23 protein-coding genes are annotated in these 26,598 nt (G+C 68.2%); 6 read left to right on the forward strand and 17 right to left on the reverse strand.

Annotated elements, in window-relative coordinates:
* Positions 1-132 precede the first annotated feature (132 nt).
* Together MX571_RS12565 and MX571_RS12570 are read right to left on the reverse strand one after the other, a co-directional pair.
* On the reverse strand, positions 133-549 hold the full coding sequence (locus MX571_RS12565; RefSeq protein ID WP_247417201.1) for a rhodanese-like domain-containing protein: 417 nt from the start codon (positions 547-549) through the stop codon (positions 133-135).
* 41 nt (positions 550-590) lie between these two features.
* Positions 591-1,403 (reverse strand): nucleoside phosphorylase, encoded by an 813-nt coding sequence (locus MX571_RS12570; protein ID WP_247417202.1) that lies wholly within the window; start codon positions 1,401-1,403, stop codon positions 591-593.
* Positions 1,404-1,556: 153 nt separating this feature from the next.
* On the opposite strand from MX571_RS12570, the gene MX571_RS12575 reads away from it, so the two are divergent.
* Positions 1,557-2,324 (forward strand): SDR family oxidoreductase, encoded by a 768-nt coding sequence (locus MX571_RS12575; protein ID WP_379751954.1) that lies wholly within the window; start codon positions 1,557-1,559, stop codon positions 2,322-2,324.
* 61 nt (positions 2,325-2,385) lie between these two features.
* Here the strand turns inward: MX571_RS12575 and MX571_RS12580 are convergent, their stop codons facing one another.
* The 8 genes from MX571_RS12580 to MX571_RS12615 form a co-directional block, all read right to left on the reverse strand.
* Complete coding sequence (locus MX571_RS12580; RefSeq protein WP_247417208.1) at positions 2,386-2,742, reverse strand: hypothetical protein; 357 nt, start codon at positions 2,740-2,742, stop codon at positions 2,386-2,388.
* A 78-nt stretch (positions 2,743-2,820) separates the two neighbouring features.
* Positions 2,821-3,249 (reverse strand): cytidine deaminase, encoded by a 429-nt coding sequence (gene cdd, locus MX571_RS12585; protein WP_247417210.1) that lies wholly within the window; start codon positions 3,247-3,249, stop codon positions 2,821-2,823.
* 77 nt (positions 3,250-3,326) lie between these two features.
* Positions 3,327-4,445 carry an ABC transporter permease gene (locus MX571_RS12590; RefSeq protein WP_247417213.1) on the reverse strand — a complete coding sequence of 373 codons (1,119 nt, stop codon included), beginning with the start codon at positions 4,443-4,445 and terminating at the stop codon, positions 3,327-3,329.
* Positions 4,438-5,859, reverse strand: coding sequence for an ABC transporter permease (locus MX571_RS12595; protein ID WP_247417214.1), 1,422 nt, complete (start codon positions 5,857-5,859; stop codon positions 4,438-4,440). Before MX571_RS12595 ends, MX571_RS12590 begins: the two co-directional genes overlap by 8 nt.
* On the reverse strand, positions 5,856-7,436 hold the full coding sequence (locus tag MX571_RS12600) for an ABC transporter ATP-binding protein (protein WP_247417217.1): 1,581 nt from the start codon (positions 7,434-7,436) through the stop codon (positions 5,856-5,858). The genes MX571_RS12595 and MX571_RS12600 overlap by 4 nt, the downstream gene beginning before the upstream one ends.
* 48 nt (positions 7,437-7,484) lie before the next feature.
* The gene (locus tag MX571_RS12605) at positions 7,485-8,645 is read right to left on the reverse strand and encodes a BMP family lipoprotein (protein ID WP_247417219.1); all 1,161 of its coding nucleotides are present in this window, start codon (positions 8,643-8,645) and stop codon (positions 7,485-7,487) included.
* Between the two features lie 132 nt (positions 8,646-8,777).
* Positions 8,778-10,154, reverse strand: coding sequence for a phosphohexomutase domain-containing protein (locus MX571_RS12610; protein WP_247417221.1), 1,377 nt, complete (start codon positions 10,152-10,154; stop codon positions 8,778-8,780).
* A gap of 170 nt (positions 10,155-10,324) precedes the next feature.
* Positions 10,325-10,765 carry a DUF5793 family protein gene (locus MX571_RS12615; protein WP_247417223.1) on the reverse strand — a complete coding sequence of 147 codons (441 nt, stop codon included), beginning with the start codon at positions 10,763-10,765 and terminating at the stop codon, positions 10,325-10,327.
* A gap of 233 nt (positions 10,766-10,998) precedes the next feature.
* On the opposite strand from MX571_RS12615, the gene MX571_RS12620 reads away from it, so the two are divergent.
* Positions 10,999-11,337: a hypothetical protein gene (locus tag MX571_RS12620; protein WP_247417225.1), complete on the forward strand. Its 339-nt coding sequence runs from the start codon at positions 10,999-11,001 to the stop codon at positions 11,335-11,337.
* 100 nt (positions 11,338-11,437) lie between these two features.
* On the opposite strand, the gene gyrA is transcribed toward MX571_RS12620, so the two are convergent.
* Together gyrA and gyrB are read right to left on the reverse strand one after the other, a co-directional pair.
* Entirely contained in the window at positions 11,438-13,936 is a 2,499-nt protein-coding gene (gene gyrA, locus MX571_RS12625) for a DNA gyrase subunit A (protein WP_247417228.1), read from the reverse strand.
* A gap of 76 nt (positions 13,937-14,012) precedes the next feature.
* Complete coding sequence (gene gyrB, locus MX571_RS12630; RefSeq protein WP_247417230.1) at positions 14,013-15,941, reverse strand: DNA topoisomerase (ATP-hydrolyzing) subunit B; 1,929 nt, start codon at positions 15,939-15,941, stop codon at positions 14,013-14,015.
* Positions 15,942-16,117: 176 nt separating this feature from the next.
* On the opposite strand from gyrB, the gene MX571_RS12635 reads away from it, so the two are divergent.
* Both MX571_RS12635 and MX571_RS12640 read left to right on the forward strand, forming a co-directional pair.
* Positions 16,118-18,505 carry a DNA topoisomerase VI subunit B gene (locus tag MX571_RS12635; RefSeq protein ID WP_247417232.1) on the forward strand — a complete coding sequence of 796 codons (2,388 nt, stop codon included), beginning with the start codon at positions 16,118-16,120 and terminating at the stop codon, positions 18,503-18,505.
* On the forward strand, positions 18,506-19,612 hold the full coding sequence (locus MX571_RS12640; RefSeq protein WP_247417235.1) for a DNA topoisomerase IV subunit A: 1,107 nt from the start codon (positions 18,506-18,508) through the stop codon (positions 19,610-19,612).
* Between the two features lie 67 nt (positions 19,613-19,679).
* Here the strand turns inward: MX571_RS12640 and MX571_RS12645 are convergent, their stop codons facing one another.
* Both MX571_RS12645 and MX571_RS12650 read right to left on the reverse strand, forming a co-directional pair.
* The gene (locus MX571_RS12645; RefSeq protein WP_247418483.1) at positions 19,680-20,666 is read right to left on the reverse strand and encodes a zinc-binding dehydrogenase; all 987 of its coding nucleotides are present in this window, start codon (positions 20,664-20,666) and stop codon (positions 19,680-19,682) included.
* An 87-nt stretch (positions 20,667-20,753) separates the two neighbouring features.
* Entirely contained in the window at positions 20,754-21,689 is a 936-nt protein-coding gene (locus MX571_RS12650) for a zinc ribbon domain-containing protein (RefSeq protein WP_247417237.1), read from the reverse strand.
* A gap of 241 nt (positions 21,690-21,930) precedes the next feature.
* Here MX571_RS12650 and MX571_RS12655 point away from each other — a divergent pair, with 241 nt between their 5' ends.
* Both MX571_RS12655 and MX571_RS12660 read left to right on the forward strand, forming a co-directional pair.
* The gene (locus MX571_RS12655) at positions 21,931-23,187 is read left to right on the forward strand and encodes a carboxylate--amine ligase (RefSeq protein ID WP_247417240.1); all 1,257 of its coding nucleotides are present in this window, start codon (positions 21,931-21,933) and stop codon (positions 23,185-23,187) included.
* A gap of 141 nt (positions 23,188-23,328) precedes the next feature.
* Positions 23,329-24,675, forward strand: coding sequence for an LLM class flavin-dependent oxidoreductase (locus MX571_RS12660; protein WP_368409050.1), 1,347 nt, complete (start codon positions 23,329-23,331; stop codon positions 24,673-24,675).
* 188 nt (positions 24,676-24,863) lie between these two features.
* Here MX571_RS12660 and MX571_RS12665 read toward each other — a convergent pair whose 3' ends face one another.
* From MX571_RS12665 to MX571_RS12675, 3 genes are all read right to left on the reverse strand, one after another.
* A complete protein-coding gene (locus tag MX571_RS12665; protein ID WP_247417247.1) occupies positions 24,864-25,049 on the reverse strand; it encodes a hypothetical protein in 186 nt (61 codons plus the stop codon).
* Positions 25,050-25,202: 153 nt separating this feature from the next.
* Positions 25,203-25,949, reverse strand: a complete 747-nt coding sequence (locus MX571_RS12670) for an MBL fold metallo-hydrolase (protein WP_247417249.1) — start codon at positions 25,947-25,949, stop codon at positions 25,203-25,205.
* A 100-nt stretch (positions 25,950-26,049) separates the two neighbouring features.
* Positions 26,050-26,598, reverse strand: a complete 549-nt coding sequence (locus MX571_RS12675; RefSeq protein WP_247417251.1) for a CBS domain-containing protein — start codon at positions 26,596-26,598, stop codon at positions 26,050-26,052.

Below are 26,598 nucleotides of genomic sequence, written 5' to 3' on the forward strand. Positions count from 1 at the left end.
AACTGGGGCCAGACCCGTCGTGCGCTGAGAGCAGTCACGTGACGGGTCGAGCGGAGTGCGACGCGCCCCGCCACGTGTGATGCAGTTCGTAGCGCGTCGCCGTGTTCGCCCTTCGACTTCGACGCGACCGCGTTACTGGCTCTTGTAGTCCTTCTGTGGCACGTCCTCGACGTCGTAGCCCGCGGTCTGCCACGCGGTGAACCCGCCCGCCATGTGCGCCACGTCCTCGAACCCCATCTCCTGGAGGACCTTCGCGGCGAGCGCCGAGCGCCCGGCCTCGTTGCAGAACAGGACGTAGCGGTGCGCCGGGTCGAACCAGTCGCGGTAGTACTCCGTCTCCGGGTCGGCCCAGAACTCCAGCATCCCGCGCGGCGCGTGTTTCGCGCCCGGTATCGTCCCCTCGATCCACAGTTCGCGGACGTCGCGGATGTCGACGAGCGTCACGCTCTCGTCGCCGAGTCGCGTCTCCACGTCCTCAGCCGACACCGTCTCGATCTCCTCCTCGGCGGCCTCGGCCATCGACCACGCGTGCTTGCGGAGTCCCGTCATCGTCTACCACGGGACGCGACGGGTGAAAGTCCTGTCGTCGGTCACAGGGAGAGGCCCGCGTGCCAGCGGTCCGCCCCGGCCTCTGCTTTCACCTCGTCCATCCGGGCGAGCAGGTGGGTGGCGAGGCTCGCCGTCTCGGCGGCACGCCCCTCGCCCTCGGTGCGGAACTCGCCGGTGGTGCGGTTCGCGTACACCGTGCAGACCGCGCCAGCGCGGAGACCGTAGACGTTCGCGAGCGTGCAGATGGCGCTGGCCTCCATCTCGAAGTTCTTCACGTTCGCGGCCTTCATCTCCTCGAACAGGGCCTTCCCGCCGGGCGACTCGTAGCCGCCGAACCCCTCGCGGCCCTGCCCGGCGTAGAACGAGTCCGTCGAGGCGGTGACGCCGACGTGGTAGTCGTAGCCGAGTCGCTCGGCGGCGGCGACGAGCGCCGTCACCACCTCGTGGTCGGCGACGGCGGGGTAGTCCTCCCGGACGTAGGCGCCGCTCGTGCCTTCGAGACGGACGCCGCCCGAGGTGATGACCAGGTCGCCGATGTCCATCTCCTCCTGAATCGCGCCACAGGACCCGACCCGGATGAACGTCTCCACGCCGACCCGCGCGAGTTCCTCGACGGCGATGGCGGCCGACGGTGCGCCGATGCCCGTCGATGTGACCGAGATGGGCGTCCCCTCGTACTCGCCGGTGACGGTGTGGTACTCGCGGTGGCTGGCGACCTCCTCGCGCTCGTCCCACTGGCCGACGATGGTATCGACGCGGTCGGTGTCCCCCGGGAGGAGCACCGTCTCCGCGACGTCGCCGGAACCGACCGCGATGTGGTACTGTTCGTCGTCCGCGTGCTCTGGGTCGCTCATGCCCGACCGTCCGTCGGAGCGGGTAAAAGTGGGTGGATGTCCTTCCAGCGTTCACGAGGCGCTGACTACACGGTACGGTCTGGTTTCGCATCGTGTCAGTATGTTGCTAGTTTATGGCGCTCGCACCGCGACCTCTGTGTGCATATGCCTGGCATGCTAGACGGCGAGACGGCAGTCGTAACGGGCGGTTCCAGTGGTAACGGACGAGCGATCTCGTTGGCGTTCGCCCGCGAGGGCGCGGACGTCGTGGTCGCGGATATCCAGTCCGACCCCCGAGAGGGTGGGACGCCGACCCACGAACAGATACCGGAGGAGACGGACGCCGAGGCGGCGTTCGTGGAGTGCGACGTCACGAGTCGTGACGATCTGGAGGCGGCGATGGACGCGGCCGAGGAGTTCGGCGGCGTCACCTCGATGGTGAACAACGCGGGCATCTTCCGGGGAGAGAACTTCGTCGACGTCACCGAAGAGCAGTACGACCAGTTGATGGACATCAACGTCAAGGGCGTCTTCTTCGGGGCACAGGCCGCCGCGAAACGGATGCGAGCCAACGAGAGCGGCGGAACCATCGTCAACCTCTCCAGTGTGGCGGGGTTGCAGGGGTCCGCCGAGTTCGTCACCTACTGCACGTCGAAAGGGGCAGTCCGTCTACTGACCTACTCGCTGGCGGCGACGCTCGGGCCGGACGGCATTCGGGTGAACGCTATCCACCCAGGACTCATCCAGACGACGATGACGACGGAGGACGTGCCCATCTTCGGCACGGACGAGGAAGACGCGTTCGTCGAGACGATTCCGTCCGGGCGCGCTGGCCAGCCCGAGGACGTGGCGGACGCGGCACTGTACCTCGCCAGCGACCTCTCTGGGTACGTCAACGGCGAGTCGCTCGTCGTCGACGGCGGGATGGCTCACACGCAGTGAGTGCGCTATCGGCGTCGTCGAGACGGGTTCACAGCCGTCTCGGAAGGAGTGGATGGTTCTGTCAGTCGACGAACGGTGCGAACGCGCTCGACGAGCCGGTCTCGGTTGTCGGCCCGGAGACCCCGGCGTAGTTCACGACGACGAACGAGACGAGCAGCACCACCGCGATGATGCCGAACGACAGCGACAGCGTCCGCCGGTCGGCCGGTGAGATGCCCCACCTGTCGCCCGCCCACTCCGTGTCGAAGAGGACGGCGAGCAGGAGCGACGCGCCGATGGCGGCGATCCAGAACCCGCCGAGGAGCGAGACCGGCACGAGCAGGAGCCCGTAGGCGAACACGAGCGCTCCGACGGCGACGCCGAGGACGTGGCCGATGCTGAACGAACCGCTCGAGGTGGAGGTGGTTTGAGTAGTCACGAGGGACGGATAGTCGGACGAGGAGATAACTGTGCCGTGAGCCGTGTTACGCCGGTGCCGTGAGCAAGACGTCTCGGCTCATCGCCCACCGCCTCGCTCCCGCCGGTCCGCGGCGTCTTCGAGCGTCTCCAGCGAGATGGTGTTCGGGATGAGGTCGCCCAGGGTGTACTCCGCGACGCCGTCCGGGCCGTCACAGAGCACCCGGAGGTCGGCGTCGGCGAACTCGGCGAGCGTCTGCCGGCACATCCCACACGGCGTGACGCCGTCCTGCGCTGCGGAGGCGACGGCGAGGCGGGCGAACGTCTGGTGCCCGTTCTTCACCGCCTCGGCGATGGCTACCTCCTCTGCGTGCAGCGAGTTCGAGTAGTTGGCGTTCTCGATGTTACAGCCGACGAACACCGTGCCGTCGGCGGTTTCGAGCGCCGCCCCAACCGGGTACTCGGAGTACGGGACGTAGGCACCGTCGAACGCCTCGCGAGCGCGGGCCACGAGTTCGGCATCGTCCATACCCCCTCGTTCAGGTGGTCGCGAGAAATAGCCACCGCACGTCGTCGCTAGCGACGTCCGACAGCGTCGTACCGGAGTCAGTTGTCCTCGCCGGTCTCGTAGTGCTCGCCCGCCGCCTCCGGGATGCGCGTGCGGCCGACCAGCGCGAGGACGACGATGACGCCGATGTAGGGGAACGTCTGGATGAGCGTCCCGGGGACGCCGATGCCGGCGAACTGCAGCGGCTGTTGAATCGCCTCCAGGCCGGTGAACAGGAACGTCGAGAACATCGCCCCAACGGGGTTGTAGTTGCCGAACAGGTACGCGACGATGGCGATGAACCCCTTGCCGTTGACGATGGTCTGTCCGCTCCCGGTGAACTGGCTGACGTTGTACGACAGCGCGGCCCCGCCCAGTCCGCAGAACACACCCGAGAGGACGGCGGCGGCGTAGCGGACGCGGGGAACGCTCACGCCGCTGGTGTCCAGCGCCTTCGGGTTCTCGCCGCTCGCGCGGACCCACATCCCGAAGTTCGTCCGGTTGAGCACGTACCAGCTGAGGGCGACGACGGCGAACATGAGGTACACCATCAGCGACGCTCGGAACAGCGCCTGGAACGGTCCGAGCAGGCTCACCTGTGCGAGGCTGTCGAACACCGGCGAGACGACCGGAATGCCCGCGTTCCGGACCGACGGCACCGAGAACGGGAGGCTCTTGGTGTTCGGGCCGCCGTAGACGAGGCGCGCCGCGAACGGTGCCAGGCCGAGCGCGATGAGCCAGATGGCCAGTCCGGCGATGATCTGGTTCGCGCGGAACTCGATGCAGACGACGGCGAACACCAGCGCCAGCGCGACGCTGGCGGCGATGGCCGCCCCGAACCCGAGCCACAGGCTCCCGGTGATGTCGGCCGCGAAGATGGCCGTGAACGCCGAGATGATGAGCAACCCTTCGAGCCCGATATTGATGACGCCCGACTTCTCGGCGAAGATACCGCCGACGGCGGCGAGCGTGATGGGGACGGCGAGCACGAGCGTCGAGGACCACGTCCCCGGCAGCAGGAGGATGTCGACGAGCGCACCCGCCGTCGAGTCCGGGAACAGCGTCCCGGCGACGCCGAGGACGACGAGCGCGACGAGGACGGCACCGACGACGACGAAGCGACCGCTCGTCCAGTCACGGCCGGTGGTCGAGTCGCCGTCCACGGTGGCCTCACTCATCGTGCTCACCTCCGGGGTGGCCGCCGTCCGAGCGGACGGCGCCACCGAGGCGACGGCCGCGGCGGCCGGTGTTCGACAGGCGCTTGCCGAGCAGGCGGAAGAACTCGGGCATCGCCACGAACAGGATGATGAGCCCGCGGAGGACGCCGACGAGCTGGATGGGGATGTCGACGTTCGGGTCGGTCTGGATGGAGATGGCTCCGCTCTTCAGCACGCCGAACAGGAACGCCGCGGGGAGGACCCCCAGCGGGTTGTTCCCCGCGAGGATGGAGACGGTGATGCCGTCGAAACCGTACGCGGGCAGCGGGAGCTGGAAGTACCCCGAGAACAGCAGGACGTAGACGGTGCCGGCGATGCCCGCGAGGCCCCCGGAGATGGTCATGCTGGCCACGACGGTCCGGGCGGCGTCGACGCCGCCGTACTCGGCGGCCTCCGGCTGGAGCCCGCTCGTCCGGAGGTCGTACCCGAACGAGGTGTACCGGAGGAGGTAGTACGTCGCCCCGACGAGCAGGGTGACGAACACCAGCGCGAGGATGGAGAACTCGTCGGTCGGCGCGTACAGGAGTTTGGGGAACGACGCCTCCGCCGGGAGGTCACGCGTCTTCGTCGAGAGGCTCTCCGGGTCGCCGAACACGTTCTGGAGCAGGTAGAGTGCGACGAGCGACGCGACGAAGTTGAGCATGATTGTCGTGATGACCTCGTTCGCGTCCGCGTACGCCTTCAGCGCCCCCGGTATCGCACCGTAGAGACCGCCGAACACCGCTCCGACGACGACGCCGACCGTGATGAGGACGACCGTAGCCGCCAGCCCCGAGACCAGCGGTGCGACGAGGAGCATCCCGACGGTGCTCGCCAGTCCGCCGACGACCATCTGGCCCTGCGTCCCGATGTTGAAGATACCCGCCTTGAACGCGACGGCGACCGACAGCCCCGTCATCACGAGGACGGTGGTCTCAGTCAGCGTGTCGGCCAGTCGGGAGTTGAACGGCGTCCACCCCTCGCGGATGGGGGCGGCGAACTCGCCGTGGAGCGGGTCGAACAGCGGGTTGACGGGGTTCCCGAGCGCTCCGAGGAACAGCCTGTCGTACACCCGGAACGGGTCGTAACAGAAGCCGTAGCCGAAGTACGTCGTCGCGGCCGTCTCGCACGTCGCCGTGCGTCCCGCCGCGAGGATGACCACCGCACCGATGAGGATGGAGAGCAGCAGCGCGGCGAAACTGATGAGGACGCGCTCGAACGCGCTCGCCTCGACCAGTCGGTCGAGGGCGACGCGCGCTCTGTTCCCCCAGTCGGTGCCGTCGCTGCCGGGACTCCCCCCGGTCCCGCCAGTTCCGCCACCGTCGTCGGGGCCACCGCTGTCACCGGTCGCGTCGCTGCGGTCGCGTCCGTCGTCCGCGTCACCTGCGCCGCTCATCGCTCACCTCCGGGGGTCCCGGCGGTGCTCGGGCGCTGCTCGCCGTCCCCCTCGTCGAACCGCTCGGGACGTTCCCCGGCCATCAGCAGGCCGATCTCCTCCTCGGTCACCGTCTCGGGGTCGACGACGGCCATGAACTCGCCGTCGTGCATCACCGCGAGGCGGTCCGAGAGGCCGCGGACCTCGTCGAGTTGCGAGGAGACGAGCAGGACGCCCGCCCCGTCGTCTCGCAACCCGAGCAACTGCTCGTGGATGAACTCGGTCGACCCGATGTCGACCCCGCGCGTGGGATGCATCGCGACGACGAACCGCGGGTCGCGGGCGAACTCGCGCCCGACGATGAACTTCTGCTGGTTCCCGCCCGACAGCGACTCGGCGCTCGCGTCGGCGTTCGGCGGTCGCACGTCGTACTCCGCGATGACGTCCTCGGCGTGCGTCCGGGCCTCGGTCCAGTCGAGGCGGCCGTTCGTGGCGTAGGGCGGGGAGTGCTGGCTGCCGAGCAGGCCGTTCTCGACGAGGTCGAACTCCATCACCAGCCCCCGCTCGTGTCGGTCCTCGGGGATGTACGCCATCCCCTCCTCGATGCGGTGACGACGCGAGCGACCGGTGACGTCCTGCCCGTCGAACGAGACGGTGCCGTCGTCCGCGCTCCGGAGGCCGGTGATGGCCTCGACCAGTTCCGTCTGGCCGTTGCCGTCGACGCCCGCGATGCCGAAGATCTCGCCCTCGCGGGCGTCGAGGTCCACGCCCGACACCTGCTCGACGCCCCGGCCGTCGCTGACGCGCAGTCCCGAGACGTCCAGCGTCACGTCGCCGGGGTCGGCAGGGGTCTTCTCCACTTCGAGCAGCACCTCGCGGCCGACCATCAGTTCGGCCAACTGCTCTCTGGTGGTCTCGTCGGCGGGGACGGTGCCGACGTTCTCCCCGTCCCGGAGGACGGTGACGTCGTCGGCGGCGTGCATCGCCTCGCCGAGTTTGTGCGTGATGAATATGATGGTCTTGCCCTGGTCGGTGAGTTCGTCGAACACGTCGAAGAGGTCCTCGACCTCCTGTGGCGTGAGGACGGCCGTCGGTTCGTCGAGGATGAGCACGTCGGCACCGCGGTACAGCGCCTTGAGAATCTCGACGCGCTGCTGGACGCCGACCGGGATGTCCTCGACGCGGTCGTCGGGGTTCACGTCGAAGCCGTACCGGTCACAGAGGTCGTCGACGCTCCGCGTCGCCGCGTCGCGGTCGACCGCGAGGCCGAACCACTTGCGCGGTTCGGAGCCGAGCGTGACGTTCTCGGCGACGGTCATCGGGTCGACGAGCATGAAGTGCTGGTGGATCATCCCGACACCGGCGTCGATGGCGTCGCGTGGCGTCCCGAAGTGACGCTCGACGTCGTCGACGACGACGCTGCCCTCGTCGGCGCTGTAGAGGCCGTAGAGGACGTTCATCAGCGTGGTCTTGCCCGCACCGTTCTCGCCGAGCAGGGCGTGGACCGTGCCGCGCTCGACGGCGAGGTCGACGTCGTCGTTGGCGACGACGCCGGGGAAACGTTTCGTGATTCCGTCGAGGTGGACGGCAGTCGTCATTGAGAGAGTGGCAAAGTTCGTTGTCGTGTTGTGAGTCGCTCGCCCGGGTCAGGGACTGGTCGGGACGTCGACCTCCCCGTCGATGATCGCCTGACGGGACTCGTCGATCTGCGTCTTGACCTCTTCCGGCACCTCGCCGCCGATGGCGTCGCCGTAGACGATGCCGACGCCCTCCTGTTCGAGGCCGAGCGCCGTCGTCGCCCCGCCCTCGAAGTTACCGTTGGCCACGGCCTCGATGGAGTTGTAGACGGCGGTGTCGACGCGCTTGACCATGCTCGCGAGGATGACGTTCGCGGAGTTGGGTTTCGTCACGGACTGGTCGCGGTCGACGCCGATTGCGAACCGATTCTGCTCCTGTGCGGCGGCGAACACGCCCGTCCCGGTGTTCCCGGAGGCGTGGTAGATGATGTCCGCGCCCTGGCTGTACATCGAGTTGGCGGCCGACTTCCCGCCGTTCGGGTCGTTGAAGCCGCCGACGTACGTGCTCAGCACTTCGACGTCGGAGTTGGCCGCCTGGACGCCAGCGCGGTAACCCGCCTCGAACTTCTTGATGAGGTCGCTCTCGACGCCGCCGACGAAACCGACCGTCGCGTCGCCGTTCGTCTCGCCAGCGCCCGCCGAGAACTCCTGGGTCGTCAGCAGTCCCGCCATCTGGCCGACGAGGAACGACCCCTCGTGTTCGGCGAACGTGTAGTTCGCCACGTTGTCCGCCTCGACGACGGCGTCGACGATCATGAAGTCCTGGTCGGGGAACTGCCCCGACACCTCACCGAGCGCCTCCGCCTGTGCGAACCCGATACACGAGACGAGGTCGTAGTCCGGGTTCGTCGACTCGGCGTACGACTGCTGGTACGTCTTGAACTCGGTGGCCTGCTCCGGTTCGGACTCGTTGTACTGGATGTCGAACTCCTCGGCGGCCTGCTGCAGACCGACCTGCGCCTGGTCGTTGAACGACCCGTCACCGAGGCCGCCGGTCGCGTACACCATCCCGATGTTCGCGCTGCCACCCGACCCGCCGGAGTCCGTGGACTCCGTCGACCCGTTGCCGGACGCGTTCCCCTCCGTCCCTGTCGTCGTCTCGGCGGTCGAACCCCCACCGGACGAGTCGTTCTGCGTGCTGTCGTTCTCCTCCTCCGGGCCACCGGTACAGCCGGCGAGTCCGGCCACACCTGCGACACCGACCCCCTTCAGAAATTTGCGACGGTCCATTGTTGGTACCTACTGGTGTTCTGTGACGAGGGTTGAATAAGGTCACCGTTTTACACCTATTGCGAAACAGGGTGTCATCCCTATCGTCACCGACAGTTCGAGCGGTCGGGCTGCACGAACATGCAGTTCTCCTCACACCTCGGCGACGGCGCGTTCGACCCGGCCGACCACGTCCCCGACGAGCGAGTCGACGTCCTCGCTCTCCGCGTACACCCGGACGTACGGTTCGGTCCCGCTGGGTCGCACGAGCACCCACGACCCGTCGTCGAACGCGAGTCGGACGCCGTACTCCGTCTCGACGGCGGCCTCCGGGTACGCCTCGGGGAGCGTCGCACCGAGCGTCGCCATCGCACCCGTCTTCGCCTCGTCGGGACAGTCGACGCTCACCTTCCGGTAGGGGCGTTCGGTGACCGGTTCGCGGAGCGCCGCGAGTCCTCGGTCGGCGACCAGCACCGAGAGGACGGCGGCGCTGGCGACGCCGTCTATCCACGGGCCGAACGCGGTGTGGACGTGTTTCCACGGCTCACCGGCGAACACGACGTCACCACCCGCGGCCCGCGCGCTGGCGATGCCCTCGTGGAGCGACCCCAGTTTGACTCGCTCGACGCGCCCACCGGCGGCCTCGACCCGGTCGTCGATGCGGCCGGACGCGTTCGGCGTCGTCACGACCACGGGGTCCACGGCGTCGGCAGTCCGGACGTAGTGCTCCGAGAGGACGGCGAGGATGGTGTCCTCGTGGACCACCTCGCCCGCCGCGTCGACGACGACGATGCGGTCCGCGTCCCCGTCGTGGGCGATGCCGAGCACGTCGTCGTCCGCGTCGGCGACGAACGCCATGAGGTCCCCCAGCGTCTCCGGGGTGGGTTTCGACGGCCGACCGGGGAAGTGGCCGTCGACGTTGCCGTTCAGCGCGACGACGCGCGCACCCAGCGCCCTGAGCACCTGCGGCGTGGCGCGGGCGGCCATCCCGTTCCCGCAGTCCACGACGACCGTCTGGCCCGCCAGCGGGTCGCCGTGCCCCAGTGCGAACTCGCCGACCGCATCACGGTACGCCGGGAGCGGGTCGACCGACGAGGAGTCGCCCCACTCGTTCCACCGGACGGGGTCGAGGCCCTCGGCGACCGACGCCTCGATGCGTCCCTCGGCGTCGCCGTCGAACTCCGACCCGTCGACGAACAGTTTCAGCCCGTTGTCCGTCGGCGGGTTGTGGCTGGCGGTGACCTGCAGTCCGTAGCGGCCCCGCGAGGCGAACGCGAGCGTCGGCGTCGGTTGCTGTCCCGCGCGTCGGACCTGGACACCGCCGCTCGTCGCGCCCGCCTCGACGGCCGCGACGAGCGCGGTCCCCGTCGTCCGCCCGTCGCGGGCGACGACGAGTTCGTCACGGGTTCCGTCGCTCTCGCTCCGGTCGCGTATCTCGTGCGCCATCGCCCGCCCGACCGAGAGCGCGAGGTCCGGGGTCACGCGCTTGCGTGCGTCGCCGCGGATACCCGCGGTCCCGAAGAGTTCCATACTGCACGCATCGGCGGCGGCTACTTAGCTGGTTTCGTCTCTGGTCCCCCTGCTCGCCGTGTCCCCTCCTTCCCGCCGTCGCTACAGTCGGCGGACTGGCTCGCTGGAGGACTGGCTCGCTGGAGGACTGGCTCACGGTGCGCCCCGGTCGTCGCTCCCCCTCGACCGCCTCAGAGTTCCACGCCGCTGGAGACGAGCGAGTGGCGTCGGAGGAGGCCGCCGTTCTCGTCGTACACCAGGAGCGTGTCGACGTCGATTTCGAGTGCCGTGTCGCCGTCGCTCCGCCGGACCACGAACCTGAACTGGCCGTCCTCGTCGTCCTCACACTCGCGGGCCGCGCTCACGAGCGCGCGGACGTCGACCGCCGTCGCGTCGACCTCGAACCGGAACTCGCCGGTGTAGCGGTCGGAGAGTGCGAGGACGCCGTTCGCGTCGTCGGCCATCGGTTCGCGAAGACGGTAGGAGATGTCGACGCCGTCGGCGTCGAGGGGAGCGCCCGACTCGTCGGTCAGTCGCTCGTCCAACAGCCCTGCCGGGCCGTCGAACTCGACGGTCGCCACTGGCTTCGGACCCGTGGCGTCCACGTCGAGCGTGAAGTAATCGCGCCTCATTCGATGAGTGATTGGGTCGCACGCGCAAAGAACGTAACGCCGGCCTGCGCCGATATCACCGCGAGAAGCCGTCTCGCTGGCGTGGCAGGCGGTTGGTCAGTCACCGTCCCGAGGACCATCCGACGCCGATTGCGCTGCTCGGGTCACCCTGCACAGCCACCTCGGGACGTCCCGTATCGTCCACCCGGCCGCACGGTCACGGACGCTTTACCCGCTCGGCACGAAGCGTCCCCATGACGCAGTCACTCCGTCGCGGGGCCGCGCTCCTCGCCGCGACCGCCGGCGTGGTCTCGCTGGGCGTCGCCACACTGCTCGTCCTCGGTGGCGCGTCGTCCGCCCAGGCGCTCGCCGGCGGCCTCCTCGCCGGTCTGTTCGCGGTCGTCGTCGGGCCGCTGGTCGTCATCGCGCGACGTGTCGGGTCGGTCACGGACGACCCGGCGACGCTGGAACGACGGATCGGCGTCGGCGCGGGGCGGTCGTCGGCCGAACTCGACGCGCTCGCGGAGTGGGACGAACGGCGCGGCGGCCTCGACGACGCCCCCGACCACCACGGTCCCGACCGCGAGTCGTAGCATCGCGCTGGCGGTCGGCGGCACTGGCGGTGGGATGGCCGGCAGTCTGCACGCGTCGCTCCGTCGTGTACTGGTCGCCGAAGGAGAACTGCGCAGTCCGTTACTCGTCGCCGTCTCCGCTCTCGACGCTCGCGTCCTCCTCGTCGGTGTCCTCGTCGCTCCCCGGTGAGAACACGTCGACGCTGGCGACCCGGTCGTCGGCGTCGAGTTGCATCACGCGCACGCCCATCGTGTTGCGCCCCTGTTCGGACACCTCCCCCGCGTGGGTGCGCATGATCTGGCCGTCCTCGCTCATGATGACGAGGTCGTCGTCGGGCGTCACCGTCTCCAGCGCGGCGACGACGCCGTTGCGCTCGTTGGTCTTGATGTCGATGAGCCCCTTCCCGTAGCGCGACTGGACGCGGTACTCAGAGAGCTTCGTCCGCTTGCCGTAGCCGTTGCAGGTGACGGTCAGCAGCGAGGTGTCGCCGTCGGTCGTTCCGACGAGCCCGACCACCTCGTCGTCGCCCTGGAGTTTGATGGCGTTGACGCCGCGCGCGGAGCGGCCCATCGAGCGGGCCTCGGCCTCGTCGAACCGGATGGTCATGCCGTCGCGCGTCCCGATGATGACGTCGCCCGAGCCGTCGGTGACGGCCACGTCGACGAGTTCGTCGCCCTCCTCCAGTTTGACGGCGCGGATGCCCGTCGAGAGGATGTTGTCGAACTCGGTGACGGGGGTGCGCTTGATGTACCCGCCGCGGGTCGCCATCGTCAGGAACTCGTCCTCGTCGAGTTCGTCGGCGTTGACGATGGCCGTCACGTTCTCGTCGCGGTCGAGCGTGAGGATGTTGACCGCCGACCGCCCCCTGGCGGTGCGGCCCATCTCCGGCAGTTCGTAGGTCTTCAGCTGGTGGACCTGGCCCTTGTCGGTGAAACAGAGCAGGTAGTCGTGCGTGCTCGCCTGGAACGCCTTCGACACCCGGTCGCCGTCCTTGAGTCGGGCCCCGATGATGCCCTTCCCGCCGCGGTGCTGGGGGTCGAACGACGACAGCGGCATCCGCTTGACGTAGTCCTCCTGGGTGAGGACGACGACCATCTCCTCTCGGGGGATGAGGTCCTCGCGCGTGACGTTGCCGTAGTCCTCCACGATGGAGGTCCGACGGTCGTCGTCGTACTCGTCTTTGATGTCGCGGAGTTCCTCTTTGATGACGCCGAGCAGTTCGGACTCGTCGCCGAGGATGGTCTCCAGGCGCTCGATCTCGGCCGAGACCTTCTCGTACTCGTTCTGGAGTTCCTCGGCTTCGAGGGAGGTGAGGCTCCCGAGTTGCATCCGGACGATGTGGTCGGACTGGCGCTCGGAGAAGTCGAACCGCTCTTCCAGCGCCGACCGCGCGGCGTCGCGGTCCTCGCTGCCGCGGATGAGGTCGACCACCTCGTCGACGTGGTCCAGCGCGTGCAGTCGGCCCTCGAGGATGTGCGCGCGGTCCTCGGCCTCGTCGAGTTCGAACTGCGAGCGCCGACGGACGACGTTGCGACGGTGCTCGACGAACTGTTCGAGCAGTTCCTTCAGGTTCAGGACGCGGGGCTGCCCGTCGACCAGCGCCAGCGAGATGATGCTGAACGTCCGTTCGAGGTGGTGTTCGAGCAGCTGGTTGCGCACCACGTCTGCGTTCGCGCCGCGCTTGAGTTCGATGACGACGCGGATGCCCTCGCGGTCGGACTCGTCGCGGATGTCCGAGATGCCCTCGATGCGCCCGTCGTTCACGTCGTCTGCGATGCGCTCGATGCGCCGCGCCTTGTTCTCCTGGTACGGGAGTTCCGTGATGACGATGCGCCGTTCCTCCTCTTCGACCTCCAGCTCCGCGCGAACGCGGAGCTTCCCGCGACCGGTCTGGTAGGCGTCGACGATACCCTCCCGGCCGACGATGTTCGCGCCCGTCGGGAAGTCCGGCCCCTTGACGTGCTCCATCAGGTCCATGACGGTGCAGTCGGGGTCGTCGATGACCTCGATGGCCGCGTCGACGATCTCCCCCAGATTGTGCGGGGGGATGTTCGTCGACATCCCGACGGCGATGCCCGATGCCCCGTTGAGCAGCAGGTTCGGGACGGCGGCGGGGAGGACGGTCGGTTCGGTCAACCGGTCGTCGTAGTTCCCCTCGAAGTCGACGGTGTCCTTCTCGATGTCGGCCAGCATCTCCTCGGCGATGGGGGCCATCCGCGCCTCCGTGTACCGCATCGCGGCGGGCGGGTCGCCGTCGACGCTCCCGAAGTTCCCCTGCCCGTCGACGAGCGGGTAGCGCAGCGAGAAGTCCTGGGCCATCCGCGCGAGTGCGTCGTAGATGGCCTGGTCGCCGTGGGGGTGGTAGTTCCCCATCGTGTCCCCGACGATGTTCGAACACTTGCGGTGGCCCGCGTTCGACGTGATGCCCGCCTCGTGCATCGCGTAGAGGATGCGCCGCTGGACGGGTTTCAGCCCGTCTTTGGCCGACGGGAGCGCCCGTCCGACGATGACGCTCATCGCGTAGTCGATGTACGACTGCTCCATCTCCTCCTCGACGCGGACCGGGTTGATGCGCTCCGCCGGGACGTCCGGTGAATCGCCGGGTAGGTCTGAACTCATGGGTGCCTCGTAGGGGTCGGGGTCGCTCTTCGCGTCGGTGCGGTCGCTCGGTTCGCGGGCGAGTCGGCGGGGACCATCAGATGTCCACCCACTCGGCCTCTTTCGAGTGCTCCTTGATGAACTGCTTTCGCGGCCCGACGGCGTCGCCCATCAGGACCGAGAACATCCGGTCTGCTGCCGCCGCGTCCTCGATGGTTATCTGCTTGAGGATACGGTTCTCCGGGTTCATCGTCGTGTCCCAGAGCTGTTTCGGGTTCATCTCGCCGAGGCCCTTGAACCGCTGGACCTGGTCTGGCGACCCGCCACAGACGTCCTCGACGATCTCCTTGCGTTCGACCTCCGTCATCGCGTCGTACGTCTCGCCCTTGTACCGGATGCGGTAGAGTGGCGGCTGGGCGGCGTAGACGTAGCCCGCTTCGAGCAGCGGCCGCATGTGCCGGTAGAGGAAGGTGAGGTAGAGCGTCCGGATGTGCGCGCCGTCGACGTCGGCGTCGCTCATGATGATGATCTTGTGGTAGCGCGCCTCCTCGATGTCGAACTCCTCGCCGATACCCGTCCCGATGGCGGTGATGAGGTTGCGTATCTTGTCGTTCTCCAGCACCCGGTCGAGCCGGTGTTTCTCGACGTTGAGGATCTTCCCGAACAGCGGGAGGATGGCCTGGAACTTGGGGTCGCGTGCCTGCTTCGCGGACCCACCCGCCGAGTCCCCCTCCACGACGAACAGTTCGGCCTCGGAGGGGTCGCGGGTCTGGCAGTCCGCGAGCTTCCCCGGCAGCGAGGTGGATTCGAGCGCCGACTTCCGGCGGGTCAGCTCTTCGGCCTTCTTCGCGGCCATCCGGGCCTTGGCGGCGTCGACGGCCTTCCGGATGATTATCTCCGCGGTGTCGGGGTGCTCTTCGAGGTACGTCCCGAGTTCCTCGTGGACGGCGCTCTCGACGATGCCCCGGACCTCGCTGTTGCCGAGCTTCGTCTTCGTCTGGCCCTCGAACTGCGGGTCGGGGTGTTTGACGGAGATGACGGCGGTGAGACCCTCGCGGATGTCCTCGCCCTTGAGGTTGCCGTCGATGTCGTCGGTGTGGCCCTGCGCGTTGGCGTAGTCGTTGACGACGCGAGTGAGCGCCGTCTTGAACCCGGTGAGGTGGGTGCCGCCCTCGCGGGTGTTGATGTTGTTGGCGAACGCGTGGATGGAGCCCTGCACGCCGTCGGTCGCCTGGATGGCTATCTCGACCTGCACGACGCCGTCGTCGGTCTCCGCGTCGGCGTCGAAGTAGACGACGTCGTCGTGGAGGGCGGTCTTCGTCTCGTTGAGGTACTCGACGAACTCGCGGATGCCGCCCTCGTACTCGAAGGTGGCCTCCTTGTCGTCGGGCTCCGAGCGGAGCGTGATGCTCACGCCGGGGTTGAGGAAGGCGAGTTCGCGGAGCCGGGATTCGAGCGTCGAGTAGGTGAACTCCGTCACCTCGAAGATGGAGTCGTCGGGCCAGAACGTTATCTCGGTGCCCGTCTCCTCGTCGGCGTCCATCTCCCGGACGCGCTCGAACTTCTCGGGTTCGGGTTCGCCGTGGTCGAAGCGGTGGTTCCAGACGCCGCCGTCGCGCTTGACCTGGACCTCCAACCACTTCGAGAGCGCGTTGACGACGGAGATGCCGACGCCGTGCAGTCCCCCGGAGACCTGATAGGACTTGTTGTCGAACTTCCCGCCGGCGTGGAGGACGGTCATGATGACCTCCAGCGCGGGGCGGTCGTACTCGGCGTGCGTGTCGACCGGGATGCCCCGGCCGTCGTCACGGACCGTGACCGAGTCGTCCTCGTTGATGACGACCTCGATGGTGTCACAGTAGCCCGCGAGCGCCTCGTCGATGGAGTTGTCGACGATTTCGTAGACGAGATGGTGCAAGCCGCGAGAGTCTGTCGAGCCGATATACATAGCCGGGCGCTTTCTGACAGCTTCGAGGCCCTCGAGGACCTGAATCTGTCCTGCGCCGTACTCTGAATCCTGCGACATGAACTACTTGGATTTCTTTGGAAGTTCCGACACATAAAGCTCCCGCACGCGCGCGCGGAGTGAATGTGAAACTTAGTCACGGAGCCACCCTCGGTGGCGTCCGTCTCCGGTCCGGATTCACTTTCACCTCGGTAACGAGGAGGTTTTAACCACCCGGTAGTAAGGGACCGCACAGGATGACGTCATACCAGTCGGAACTCGGCGGCGGTGGCAACGTCGCCGAGGAGTTGGCCAAGGGCCAGCGAGCCATCTCCATCGCCGAGTTCTTCGAGAAGAACAAGCACATGCTCGGGTTCGACTCGGGCGCCCGGGGGCTGGTGACGGCGGTGAAGGAGGCCGTCGACAACGCCCTCGACGCGACCGAGGAGGCCGGCATCCTCCCCGACATCTACGTCGAAATCGCGGAGGCGGGCGACTACTATCGCCTCGTCATCGAGGACAACGGACCGGGCATCACGAAAGAACAGATTCCCAAGGTCTTCGGGAAGCTCCTCTACGGCTCTCGGTTCCACGCCCGCGAGCAGTCCCGCGGGCAGCAGGGTATCGGTATCTCCGCGGCCGTCCTCTACTCACAGCTCACCTCCGGGAAGCCCGCGAAGATAACGTCGAAGACACAGGGCTCCTCGCAGGCGGAGTACTTCGAACTCATCATCGACACGGACTCGAACGAACCCGAGATTTCGGTCGAGGACACGACGACCTGGGAGCGGACCCACGGGACGCGCATCGAACTGGAGATGGAGGCGAACATGCGTGCCCGCCAGCAACTCCACGACTACATCAAGCACACTGCGGTCGTCAACCCCCACGCCCGCATCGAATTCCGCGAACCCTCCGAGCACCTGAAGTACGAGCGAGCGACCGACCAGTTGCCCGCCGAGACGACGGAGATTCGCCCGCACCCCCACGGCGTCGAACTCGGGACGCTCATCAAGATGCTCGGGGCCACGGACTCCTACAGCGTCTCGGGGTTCCTCCAGACGGAGTTCACCCGCGTCGGGCAGAAGACCGCCGACAGCGTCGTCGAGCACTTCCGCGACCGACACTACGGCCGCGAGATGGCGTGGTCGCCACCTGCTTCCCAGGATGAGGCTGACGTGGCGGCCGCCATCACCGACGCCGTCAACGGCAAGGGTGCCGAGGCGACCGAAGCGTTCACGGACGCCGTGATGAAGGTGCTCGACGCCCGGGAACGCATCTCCCATCACGAACTCGTCACCGTCGTCGGGAACGCGGCGGACGCGACCGAGGACGAGCAGGGCGTCACGTTCGGCGAGACGGTCCGCGAGAACGCCGTCGAGGCTGCGTGGGGAGCGATCGTCACCAGTCGCGCGGCCGACTGCTACCGACTCGTCGACGACGCGACGACCAGCAAGAAGGACGACGCGGCCGTCGAGGCCCTCGCCCGGCGCATCGAGACGGCGTTCGCCAACAGCGAGGACCCGCGTGACCGCGTCACCTACGACACGCTCTCGCAATTCGTCGACCGGGCGGCCGAGCGGACGAAGGAACGCGACGAGGTCAGCTTCGGCGAGACCGCCCGCGAGAACGTCGTCGACGCGTTCTGGAGCGTCTGCCGGACGGTCCCGGACGACGCACCGAGCGTCTCGGAGACCGAGGGCGACCGCGACACCGCGAGCGAACTGCTCGAAGCGATGCGCGAGACGGACATCCTCTCGCCGCCGACCGACTGCCTCGCGCCCATCACGGACGACCTGGTCCGGGCGGGACTGGAGAAGGAGTACGACGCCGACTTCTTCGCGGCGGCGACCCGCGACGCGGAGGTCCACGGCGGCGACCCGTTCATCGTCGAGGCTGGCATCGCCTACGGCGGCGACCTGCCCGCCGAGGGACAGGTCGACGTCCTCCGGTTCGCGAACCGCGTCCCGCTGGTCTACCAGCGCGGCGCGTGCGCCTCGACGGACGTCGTCAAGCGCATCAACTGGCGCAACTACGGCCTCGACCAGCCGGGGGGCAGCGGGATGCCCAACGGCCCCGCCGTGTTCATGATCCACGTCGCGTCCACGAACGTCCCGTTCACGAGCGAGTCGAAGGACGCCATCGCGAACGTCCCCGGCATCGAAGACGAGATAGAACTCGCGCTGCGGGAGGCGGCCCGCGAACTGAAGCGCTACCTCAACAAGCGACGCTCGATGGAAAAACGGCAGCGCAAGCAGGACGTCATCGCCGACATCCTCCCGCGGATGGCCGACAAGCTCTCGGAGGTTACCGAGCGCGACCAGCTACAGGTCGGCGACTCGCTGGCCCGCATCATGAACAACGTCCTCGTCGAGCGGTCGGTCGAGGACGGCACGGTGAGGCTCGTCGTCCGGAACTTCTCCGACACGAACGCGAGCCTCGACGTCACGGACATCGTGACCGCCGACCCCGGCGAACCGAACGACGGGCAGGTGGTCGAGATGGACGGCGAGTGGTTCGTGAAGTGGTCGCCGACCGTCTCGGCGGGAGACACCGCCGTGCTGGAGTACCGGGTCGGCGACGACGCGACGTTCGATGTCTCCGTCGAGGGCGTCGAGGACGCGAAACTGACGGTGAATGCGTAAATGAGCTCAGACAGCAACATGACGGAACAGGACGAACTCGCCCGCCAGCGTCTCATCGACCTCGCGGCGGAGTTCTACGACCAGTTCGCAGAGGGGGAGGTGCCGTCGATGCAGATTCCCACGCGGACGAAGAGCAACATCGAGTACGACGAGGAGCAGGGCGTCTGGGTGTACGGCGACCGCCACTCCACGCGTTCGGCGAACACGGTCGGTGGCGCACAGAAGCTCCTGAAGGCCATCTACGTCATCGACTTCCTCCAGAACCAGCTGCAGGAGAACCGCTCGTCGACCCTGCGTGAACTGTACTACCTCAGCGAGTCCTGGGACCTCGACGCGGCCCAGTTCAACACGCAGGACGAGTCGAACAGCCTCATCGAAGACCTGGAGATCGTCTCGCACGTCAAGCGCGAGGACTTCCACATGCGCCCGGAGGAGTCCGGCGCGAAGGTGATGGGTCCGCTGCTGCTCCGCGAGCAGACCAACCGCGGCGCCCGGGAGATTCACTGCCAGGACGACGTCGGGCAGGGCGGCTACCAGATTCCGAACAACCCCGACACCATCGAGTTCCTCGACCACGACGCGAAGTTCGTGATGTGCGTCGAGACCGGTGGGATGCGCGACCGCCTCGTCGAGAACGGCTTCGACGAGGACTACAGCTGCATCGTCGTCCACCTCGGTGGCCAGCCCGCGCGTGCGACCCGTCGGCTCACGAAGCGCCTCCACGACGAACTCGACCTCCCCGTCACCGTGTTCACTGACGGTGACCCGTGGTCGTACCGCATCTTCGGATCCGTCTCGTACGGCTCCATCAAGTCCGCACACCTCTCGGAGTACCTCGCGACGCCGGACGCCCAGTTCATCGGTATCCAGCCGTCGGACATCGTCGAGTACGACCTGCCGACCGACCCGCTCAGCGACTCGGACGTCAACGCGCTGGAGTCCGAACTGGAGGACCCCCGCTTCCAGACGGACTACTGGCGCGAACAGATCGAACTCCAGCTCGACATCAACAAGAAGGCAGAGCAGCAGGCGCTCGCCGCCCGCGGCCTGGACTTCGTCACCGACACCTACCTCCCGGACCGACTCGAGGAGATGGGCATCCTGTAGTCGAGGGCCGTTCTTCCAGCCCTCTCGTTCTTCACGTCCGTTCCAGTCCCTCGCGTCCGCCGACGCCTCACTCGTTCACGAGCAGTAGCTTCCCGACGAAGTCGCCCTCCTCCGCTCGACGGTGCGCGTCGGCCACCTCGTCGAACGAGAAGCGTTCGTCGACGTGCGGGTCGATGGCTCCGTCGTCGACGAGCGCAGCGATATCCGCGAGTTCGTCGCCGATTCGCTCCTGGCGTTCGCCGAGGAGCACCGGGAGGATGACGAGCACGACGCCGAGGTCCAGCGAGTTGGCGTGCATCGGCGAGAGGTTCTGGGTCGAACTCGACTCGGTCGTCACGACCGTCCCGAACGGCCGGACCGCCTCGAACGCGGTCTCCAAGTGGTCGTCGCCGATGGGGTCGAAGACCGTGTCGAACCCGCCGCCGGTCGCGTGCTCTTCGACGTACGACGCGACGTCCGTCTCCGTGTAGTCAACGGTCGCGTCCGCGCCGAGGTCGGCCGCGAACTCGCGTTTCTCCTCGGTCGACCCCGTCGCGGTAACCTCGGCACCGTGCCACCTCGCCAGCTGGACGCCGACGTGACCGACGCCGCCGCTCGCGCCGTAGACGAGCACCTCCTCCCGGAGGTCGACAGTCGTCTTGTCGGTGAGCAGCTCCCACGCGGTCAGTGCGACGACCGGCAACGAGGCGGCGTCTTCGAGCGGGATGCGGTCGGGAGCGCGGGCGAACGTCCCCGCGTCACCGACCACGTAGTCGGCGAGCGCCCCCTGACGCCCCGCTCCGCCGGGCATCCCGTACACCTCGTCGCCCTCATCGAACCGGTCGACGTCCTCGCCGACGGCGTCGACGACGCCCGAGACGTCACAGTGGAGGCGCGCGGGGAACTCGGGGGCGAAGTCGGGCAGGTCGCCGCGTCGAATCTTGTAGTCGACGGGGTTGACGCTGGAGGCGACCACCGACACGCGAATCTCGTCCGGCGCGGGGTCGGGGCGCTCGACGGTCGTTCGTGAGAACACGTCCGGGTCGCCGTACTCCTCGACGACGTACGCGGTCATCTCTGTCACGGGGACCGGTTCGGGCGCGACGCCGGAGAGTGTGTCCCTTCCGGAGAACGCGTGGTCGTCGGAGTCGGGGCTGGGGCTTCAGTGCTCGGTGTCGGCGACCGGGTCCTCGACCGCCCTCGACGCCTGGTCGTACTCTGAGAGGCCGCCGCTCGCACAGGAGCGACAGTACTGGTTCTCGCCGGAGTCGGTGGTGAACAGCGGAATCCCGGCGACGACGTACTCCTTTCGGTAGGACCGTTCGACGCCCTCCTCGACCGCCTTCGAACAGACGACGCAGGGCTTGTCCGGGTCGACGCGGGTCGTCTCGTCGGTGGTGTGGACGTGGCCGAACGACGTCGGCGGGTGGCGGTCCTTCAGGCGTCGTCGCGTCGCGGGCATCATCCACAGCGCGGCGACGAAGAAGAACACGCTAAACACCATCGCGAACAGGTCGAGCGAGGCGAGCATCGCCAGGGCGACGACGAGCGCCAGCGCCCCACCGAGATACGCCGGGACGCCCTCGAACGACGAGTCCGACTGGTCCGCGTAGGGACTGCTCCCCGGTTCGAGGGAGTACGTGTCGTCGCCGTCGGCCCGGAGGAGGCGTCTGTCGCCGCCCTTCGCGTACTTGTACCAGCCGTACGCGAGGTTCCCGATGCCCCACGTGAAGAGGAACAGCAGGACGTGGACGCCGACGCTGCCGTACTCCCGCTTGCGGAGCAACACGCTGTCGCCCTGGTCGTGTTCTATCTCCCAGCCGTCGACGAGGTGGTCGCCGACGCGCCGCCGGAACCGTTCGTGGTCGACGCCGTCGATAGCCTGGGCCGAACTCGCCTGCCCCGTCCGTCCGGCTGTTCCTCGGCCTCCGGTGGACTCCGTCGTCGCACTCGCCGTTCGCGTCGTCGTCGCCTGCTCCCGTGGCGTCGTCTCACGGCACTTCGTCCCGCACTGCGGGCAGTAGTTGGTGCTCTCGTCGAGCCCCGCTCCGCAGTGCGAGCAGAAGTTCACGTCCACGTCGCCGTTGCCGGAGGGCATACGTGTCGAACGAACGTGTGGTAGAGGTAAAACGTTCCGGTGGAACCGGGCGACACGGCGTCGGTAGCGCCTCGCCGAGCGGAGTCGATTCGCCGTCGTCGTCCCGTCGAACCCGTCGTGGCCGACAGGGACGCTGGCCACGGGCGACGAGCGGTCGGTCGCGCGAGAGAGAGCGGGTGCGTCGTGCCACACGGTCGGCGGGGTCCGGTCCGCTTTTGCTCCCGACGGCCCCAGCCGACCTATGAGTCATTTCTCGTCGTTCGACGCCCTGTGTTCGGCGCTCGACGACCGTACCTTCGACCGGCTGCCGGCGCTCGTCGCCAACGCGCACATCACGGGACTCGGGGTCGCGCGAGCGCTCGCCGCCCACGACGTGCCCGTCGTCGCGCTCGACCGGAGCGGCGACGGGGTCGCCCCGGCCTCGACCGCCGTCACCGCTGCCGGGGAAGTGACGTACCCGCTCGACGACCGCGACGCGTTCCGCGAGGACGTGGAGGAACTCGTCGACCGCATCGGCCGGGAGGCGGTCGCCTTCGGCTGTATGGACGAGTGGGTCCACGCCTTCGCCGAGACGCGACCCGACGGCGTCCGTCTCTCGTTCGACGCCGACGCCGCGCCGGCCGTCCTCGACAAGGAGGAACTGTACGCCCGCGCCGACCGACTCGGCGTGCCCTATCCCGAGACGTACTCGCTGGACGAGGTCGACCCGGCCGACGCTGCCGAGGCGCTCGAATTCCCGTTCCTCGTCAAACCGGCCCGCAAACGCGAGGGCGAGGAGGTGCTCGGGACGAACGTCGTCGAGGTGGCGGACGCCGAGGCGTTCGCCGAGGTGGTCGACCGGGCGCAGTCGGCGGACATCCGGGTGCTGGCCCAGGAGCAGGTCGACGTGGCGGTCGGCGAGGACCGGTCGCTGGCGTCGTACGTCCCGCCGGGTAGCGTTGACGTGGACGATTCGACCGACACCCCCGACCCGCTCGCCGTCGTCGGCAACGCACGGGTGCGTCACCCCCGTGCGTTCGGCACGTCCTGCGTCGTCGACGTCGTGGAGGACGCGACCGTCAGGGAGCAGGCGCTGTCGGTGCTCGCCGACGCCGGCTACCACGGCATCAGCGAGTCCGAGTTCGTCTACGACAGGGAGCGGGGCGAACACGTCCTGCTCGACGTCAACACCCGGCCGTGGAAGTGGATCGGTCTCCCCGTCGCGGCCGGTCGGAACCTCCCGCTGGCGGCCTACGAGGCAGTCACCGACGGCGACGTCGAGCGCGCTTGCGGCCGGGAACGCGCGTCGCGGTGGGTGTACCTCCGTGACCTCCTCGCCGGACTGGCGAGCGGCGACGCGCCGAACGTGCTGACGGGTGAGCAGTGGCACGCCGTCGCCGGGGGACGGCCCGTCGACGCCGGCGTGACGACGGGCGTCTTCGACACGGCCGACCCCGGCCCGACGCAGCGACTCGTCGAGACGGAGTTCTCGGGCCGTGACTACTACTGCTCGTGTTGAGCGCTCCCGAGACGACGGCCGAAACGACCGGTTCCCCCGGACGATTAGTGCCTCGCGGCCGGATACGAACCGATGAGTGACACGCGGGTGGCGGACGACGACGCCTCCTCGGGGGCCGACGCGGACGCGGCGGACGGGCGGATGCGACTCAACCTGTTCACGATGAACGCCGTCGAGCACGTCTCGATGGGGAGCTGGCGCTACCCCGGCGACCAGTCGGCGCGCTACACCGACCGGACGTACTGGGAGGAGGTGGCCCGGACCGCCGAGCGCGGCGGGTTCGACGCCGTCTTCTTCGCCGACGTGCGCGGTATCTACGACGTCTACGGCGGCTCCCGCGAGACGGCCATCGAGAAGGCCGTCCAGACCCCGTCGAACGACCCGACGTACCTGATTCCGGCGATGGCGAGCGTGACGAACCACCTCGGGTTCGCCGTCACGCGGTCGACGTCGTACAACCACCCCTACCAGCTCGCGCGGGAGTTCTCGACGCTCGACCACCTCACCGACGGGCGCGTGGCGTTCAACGTCGTCACGTCGTATCTCGAGTCGGCCGCGGCGAACCTCGGCGTCGAGGAGCGTCTCGACCACGACGCGCGCTACGACCGCGCCCAGGAGTTCATGGACGTCTGCTACGCGCTCTGGGAGGACTCGTGGGACGAGGGAAGCGTCGTCCGTGACCGCGACGCGGGCGTCTACACCCGGCCCGAGGGCGTCCACGACGTCGACCACGAGGGCGAGTTCTTCTCGGTCCGTGGCCCGCACGGCTGCGAGCCGTCGCCGCAGCGGACGCCCGTCGTCTACCAGGCCGGGTCGTCCGACCGGGGTCGGGAGTTCGCCGCCCGGAACGCCGAGGCCGTCTTCGTCAGCCTCCCGACCGAACGCGGCGTGCGGGACTACGTCGAGGACATGCGTTCGCGCGCGGCCGACCACGGCCGCGACCCGGACTCGCTGGCGTTCTTCCCCGGCGTCGTGCCCGTCGTCGGCGAGACCGAGGCGCTCGCCGAGGCGAAGTACGAGAGCTACCGCGAGGCCATCGACGTCGAGGGCGTCCTCGCCGTCCTCAGCGGGTTCATGGACCTGGACCTCTCGACGCTCGACCCCGACGAGCGCGTCGAACACATCGAGACGGAGGCCATCCAGGGGGCCGTCGACGCGTTCACGACCAGCGACCCCGACCGGGACTGGACGGTCCGCGAGGTGGCGCAGTTCGCGGGCCTGGGCACCACCTCGCCGGTCGTCGTCGGGACGCCCGAGGCGGTGGCCGACGAGCTCGAACGCTGGTTCACGGACGTCGGCGTCGACGGCTTCAACGTCAAGGAGGTGACCCGCCCCGACAGCCTCCGGGACTTCGTGGACCTCGTCGTCCCGGAACTCCGCGAGCGAGGACTGGTTCGCGACCGATACGGGGACGGAACGCTCCGGGAGCGGACGCTCGGCTACGGCCCGCGACTGCCGGCTGACCATCCCGGCCGGTCGGACGACTGAGTCGGTCGCTGCGTCGGTGAACGCGTCAGCACCGGCGTTACGCACTGTTGCGTGGGTTCGGTCGGTCGCCGCCAGTAGCGGGTCGACCCGGGCGACCGGAATCCACCCTCTCACACTCGCGCTCGGAGCTGTCTCGTCCGTCGCGTGCACCGCTACTCGTACGTGGCGTGCAGTCGTCGCGGGGCCCGCTACTCGCGAGGCGGTGACTCGTCTACCGTCGATATCTCGACGTCGTACACTTCCTGGCACTCCGGCAGACGGCAGTCGTACGCACCCTCGAACTCGATGCCCTGCTTCGCCGCACTGCCCAGGAAGCGCGTCAACTGGTTCGCGAAGTCCTGGCGACTCTCGAACGTGTACTCTGGATTCTCCATGTAGCTCACCCTGTCCGTCAATCGATTGTGATTACCGCACCTTCGTTAAGTATCTTATTTGTCCACACTCATTGACTATTTTGAGAGGGGACGATCGACGCACGATTGCCCGATTGTTGCCGTAGACGTCTCCGAGGGACCCGTAGCGACCGGTCAGGTCTCGTCGAGGACGACCGGGACGCCGCGACTCGCGACGTCTGCGGCGAACGCACCCGAGTCGGTCTCCAGGGCGTCGAACGTGTTGTAGTGGATGGGCAGGACGAGGTCCGGGTCGAGGTCGGTCGCGAGGGCCGCCGCCTCGTGGCGGTCCATCGTGAACGCGCCGCCGATGGGCGGACAGAACAGCGAGCAGTCCACGGACCGGTGGGCGTCGAGGACGTCGGAGTCGCCGGGCCAGAACGCCGCGGTCCCGTCCAGTTCGACGCGGAAGCCACAGCCGAACCCCTCGGGGTGGTACGGCGTCCCGTCGTCGCGGGTGTGTGGTCCGTTCGGGACGTTGTACGCCTCGGTCACGTCGACGCAGACGCCCGCGACCGTCAGCGAGTCGCCGTACGCCACCCGTTCGACCTCGTAGGGGAGGTCGTCGAGGGGTTCGACGTCACGCGAGACGTTCTCGGCGTCGACGGCCTCGTACGCCACTATCGTCGCGTCGTCGCTCGCGACCCGGCGGACCGCGTCGGAGTCGTAGTGGTGGTCGTGGGTGACACAGACGACGTCCGAGTCGTGGGCGTCGTAGTCGACCGGGTCCGGATGACCGACGTCCGGCGTGTCGGGTTCCCACGCGCCCGAGAGCACGCCGTAGCGACCGGGGTCGAGGGAGACGACGGTGTCTGCCGATTCGAGTCGGAGCGTGGCGTAGCCGAACCAGTCGACCGCGAGTCCGTCGTGGCGGATGGTCATGTGGAGAGGGAGGACGAGGAGGAGCAAAAGCCCCCCAGATGCGGAGAGCGGTGCCGGGACGCGCGACGACGGGTGACCGTCGGGGTCGAGGGCCGAGCGCTCAGCCCTGCAGGTCGGCCGCGATGTCCGCCTCGGTGATGATACCGGCCATCTTCCCGCTATCGACGACGATGACGGCGTCGTGGTGGTCGAGGTGGTTGTCCACCTCGTCGAGCGTCGCTTCGCGGGCGACGGTGGTCAGTGCCTCGCGCATCACCTCGGCGACGGGGAGGTCGCCGAGGCCGTCGCTCTCGTCGACGCGGCGGATGTCGCTGGTCGAGATGAGACCGACGGGGTAGCCGTCGCGCGCGACGGGCATCTGGGAGTAGCCCTCCGCGCTCATCGTCTCGATGGCCTCTCGAACGCTGTCGTCGGGGGCGACGGCGATGACGGGGGCGTGCATCACGTCCTCGGCCCGGCGAATGCCCCCCTCGGCGGCGTCCATCGCCTCGACGATGCGCCGGAGCGTGGAGAGTCGCGGGTCGACGTCGTCGCCCTCGATACGGGCGATGAGTGGCTGAGAGACCCCCGCGCGGTCGGCGAGTTCGCTCTGGGTCAGCTCCAGCGAGAGACGCCGTTCGCGGAGGTCCTCGGGCGTCGGCAGCTTCAT

It is taken from the genome of Halomarina salina, from assembly GCF_023074835.1.
GTDB classification, from domain to species: domain Archaea; phylum Halobacteriota; class Halobacteria; order Halobacteriales; family Haloarculaceae; genus Halomarina; species Halomarina salina.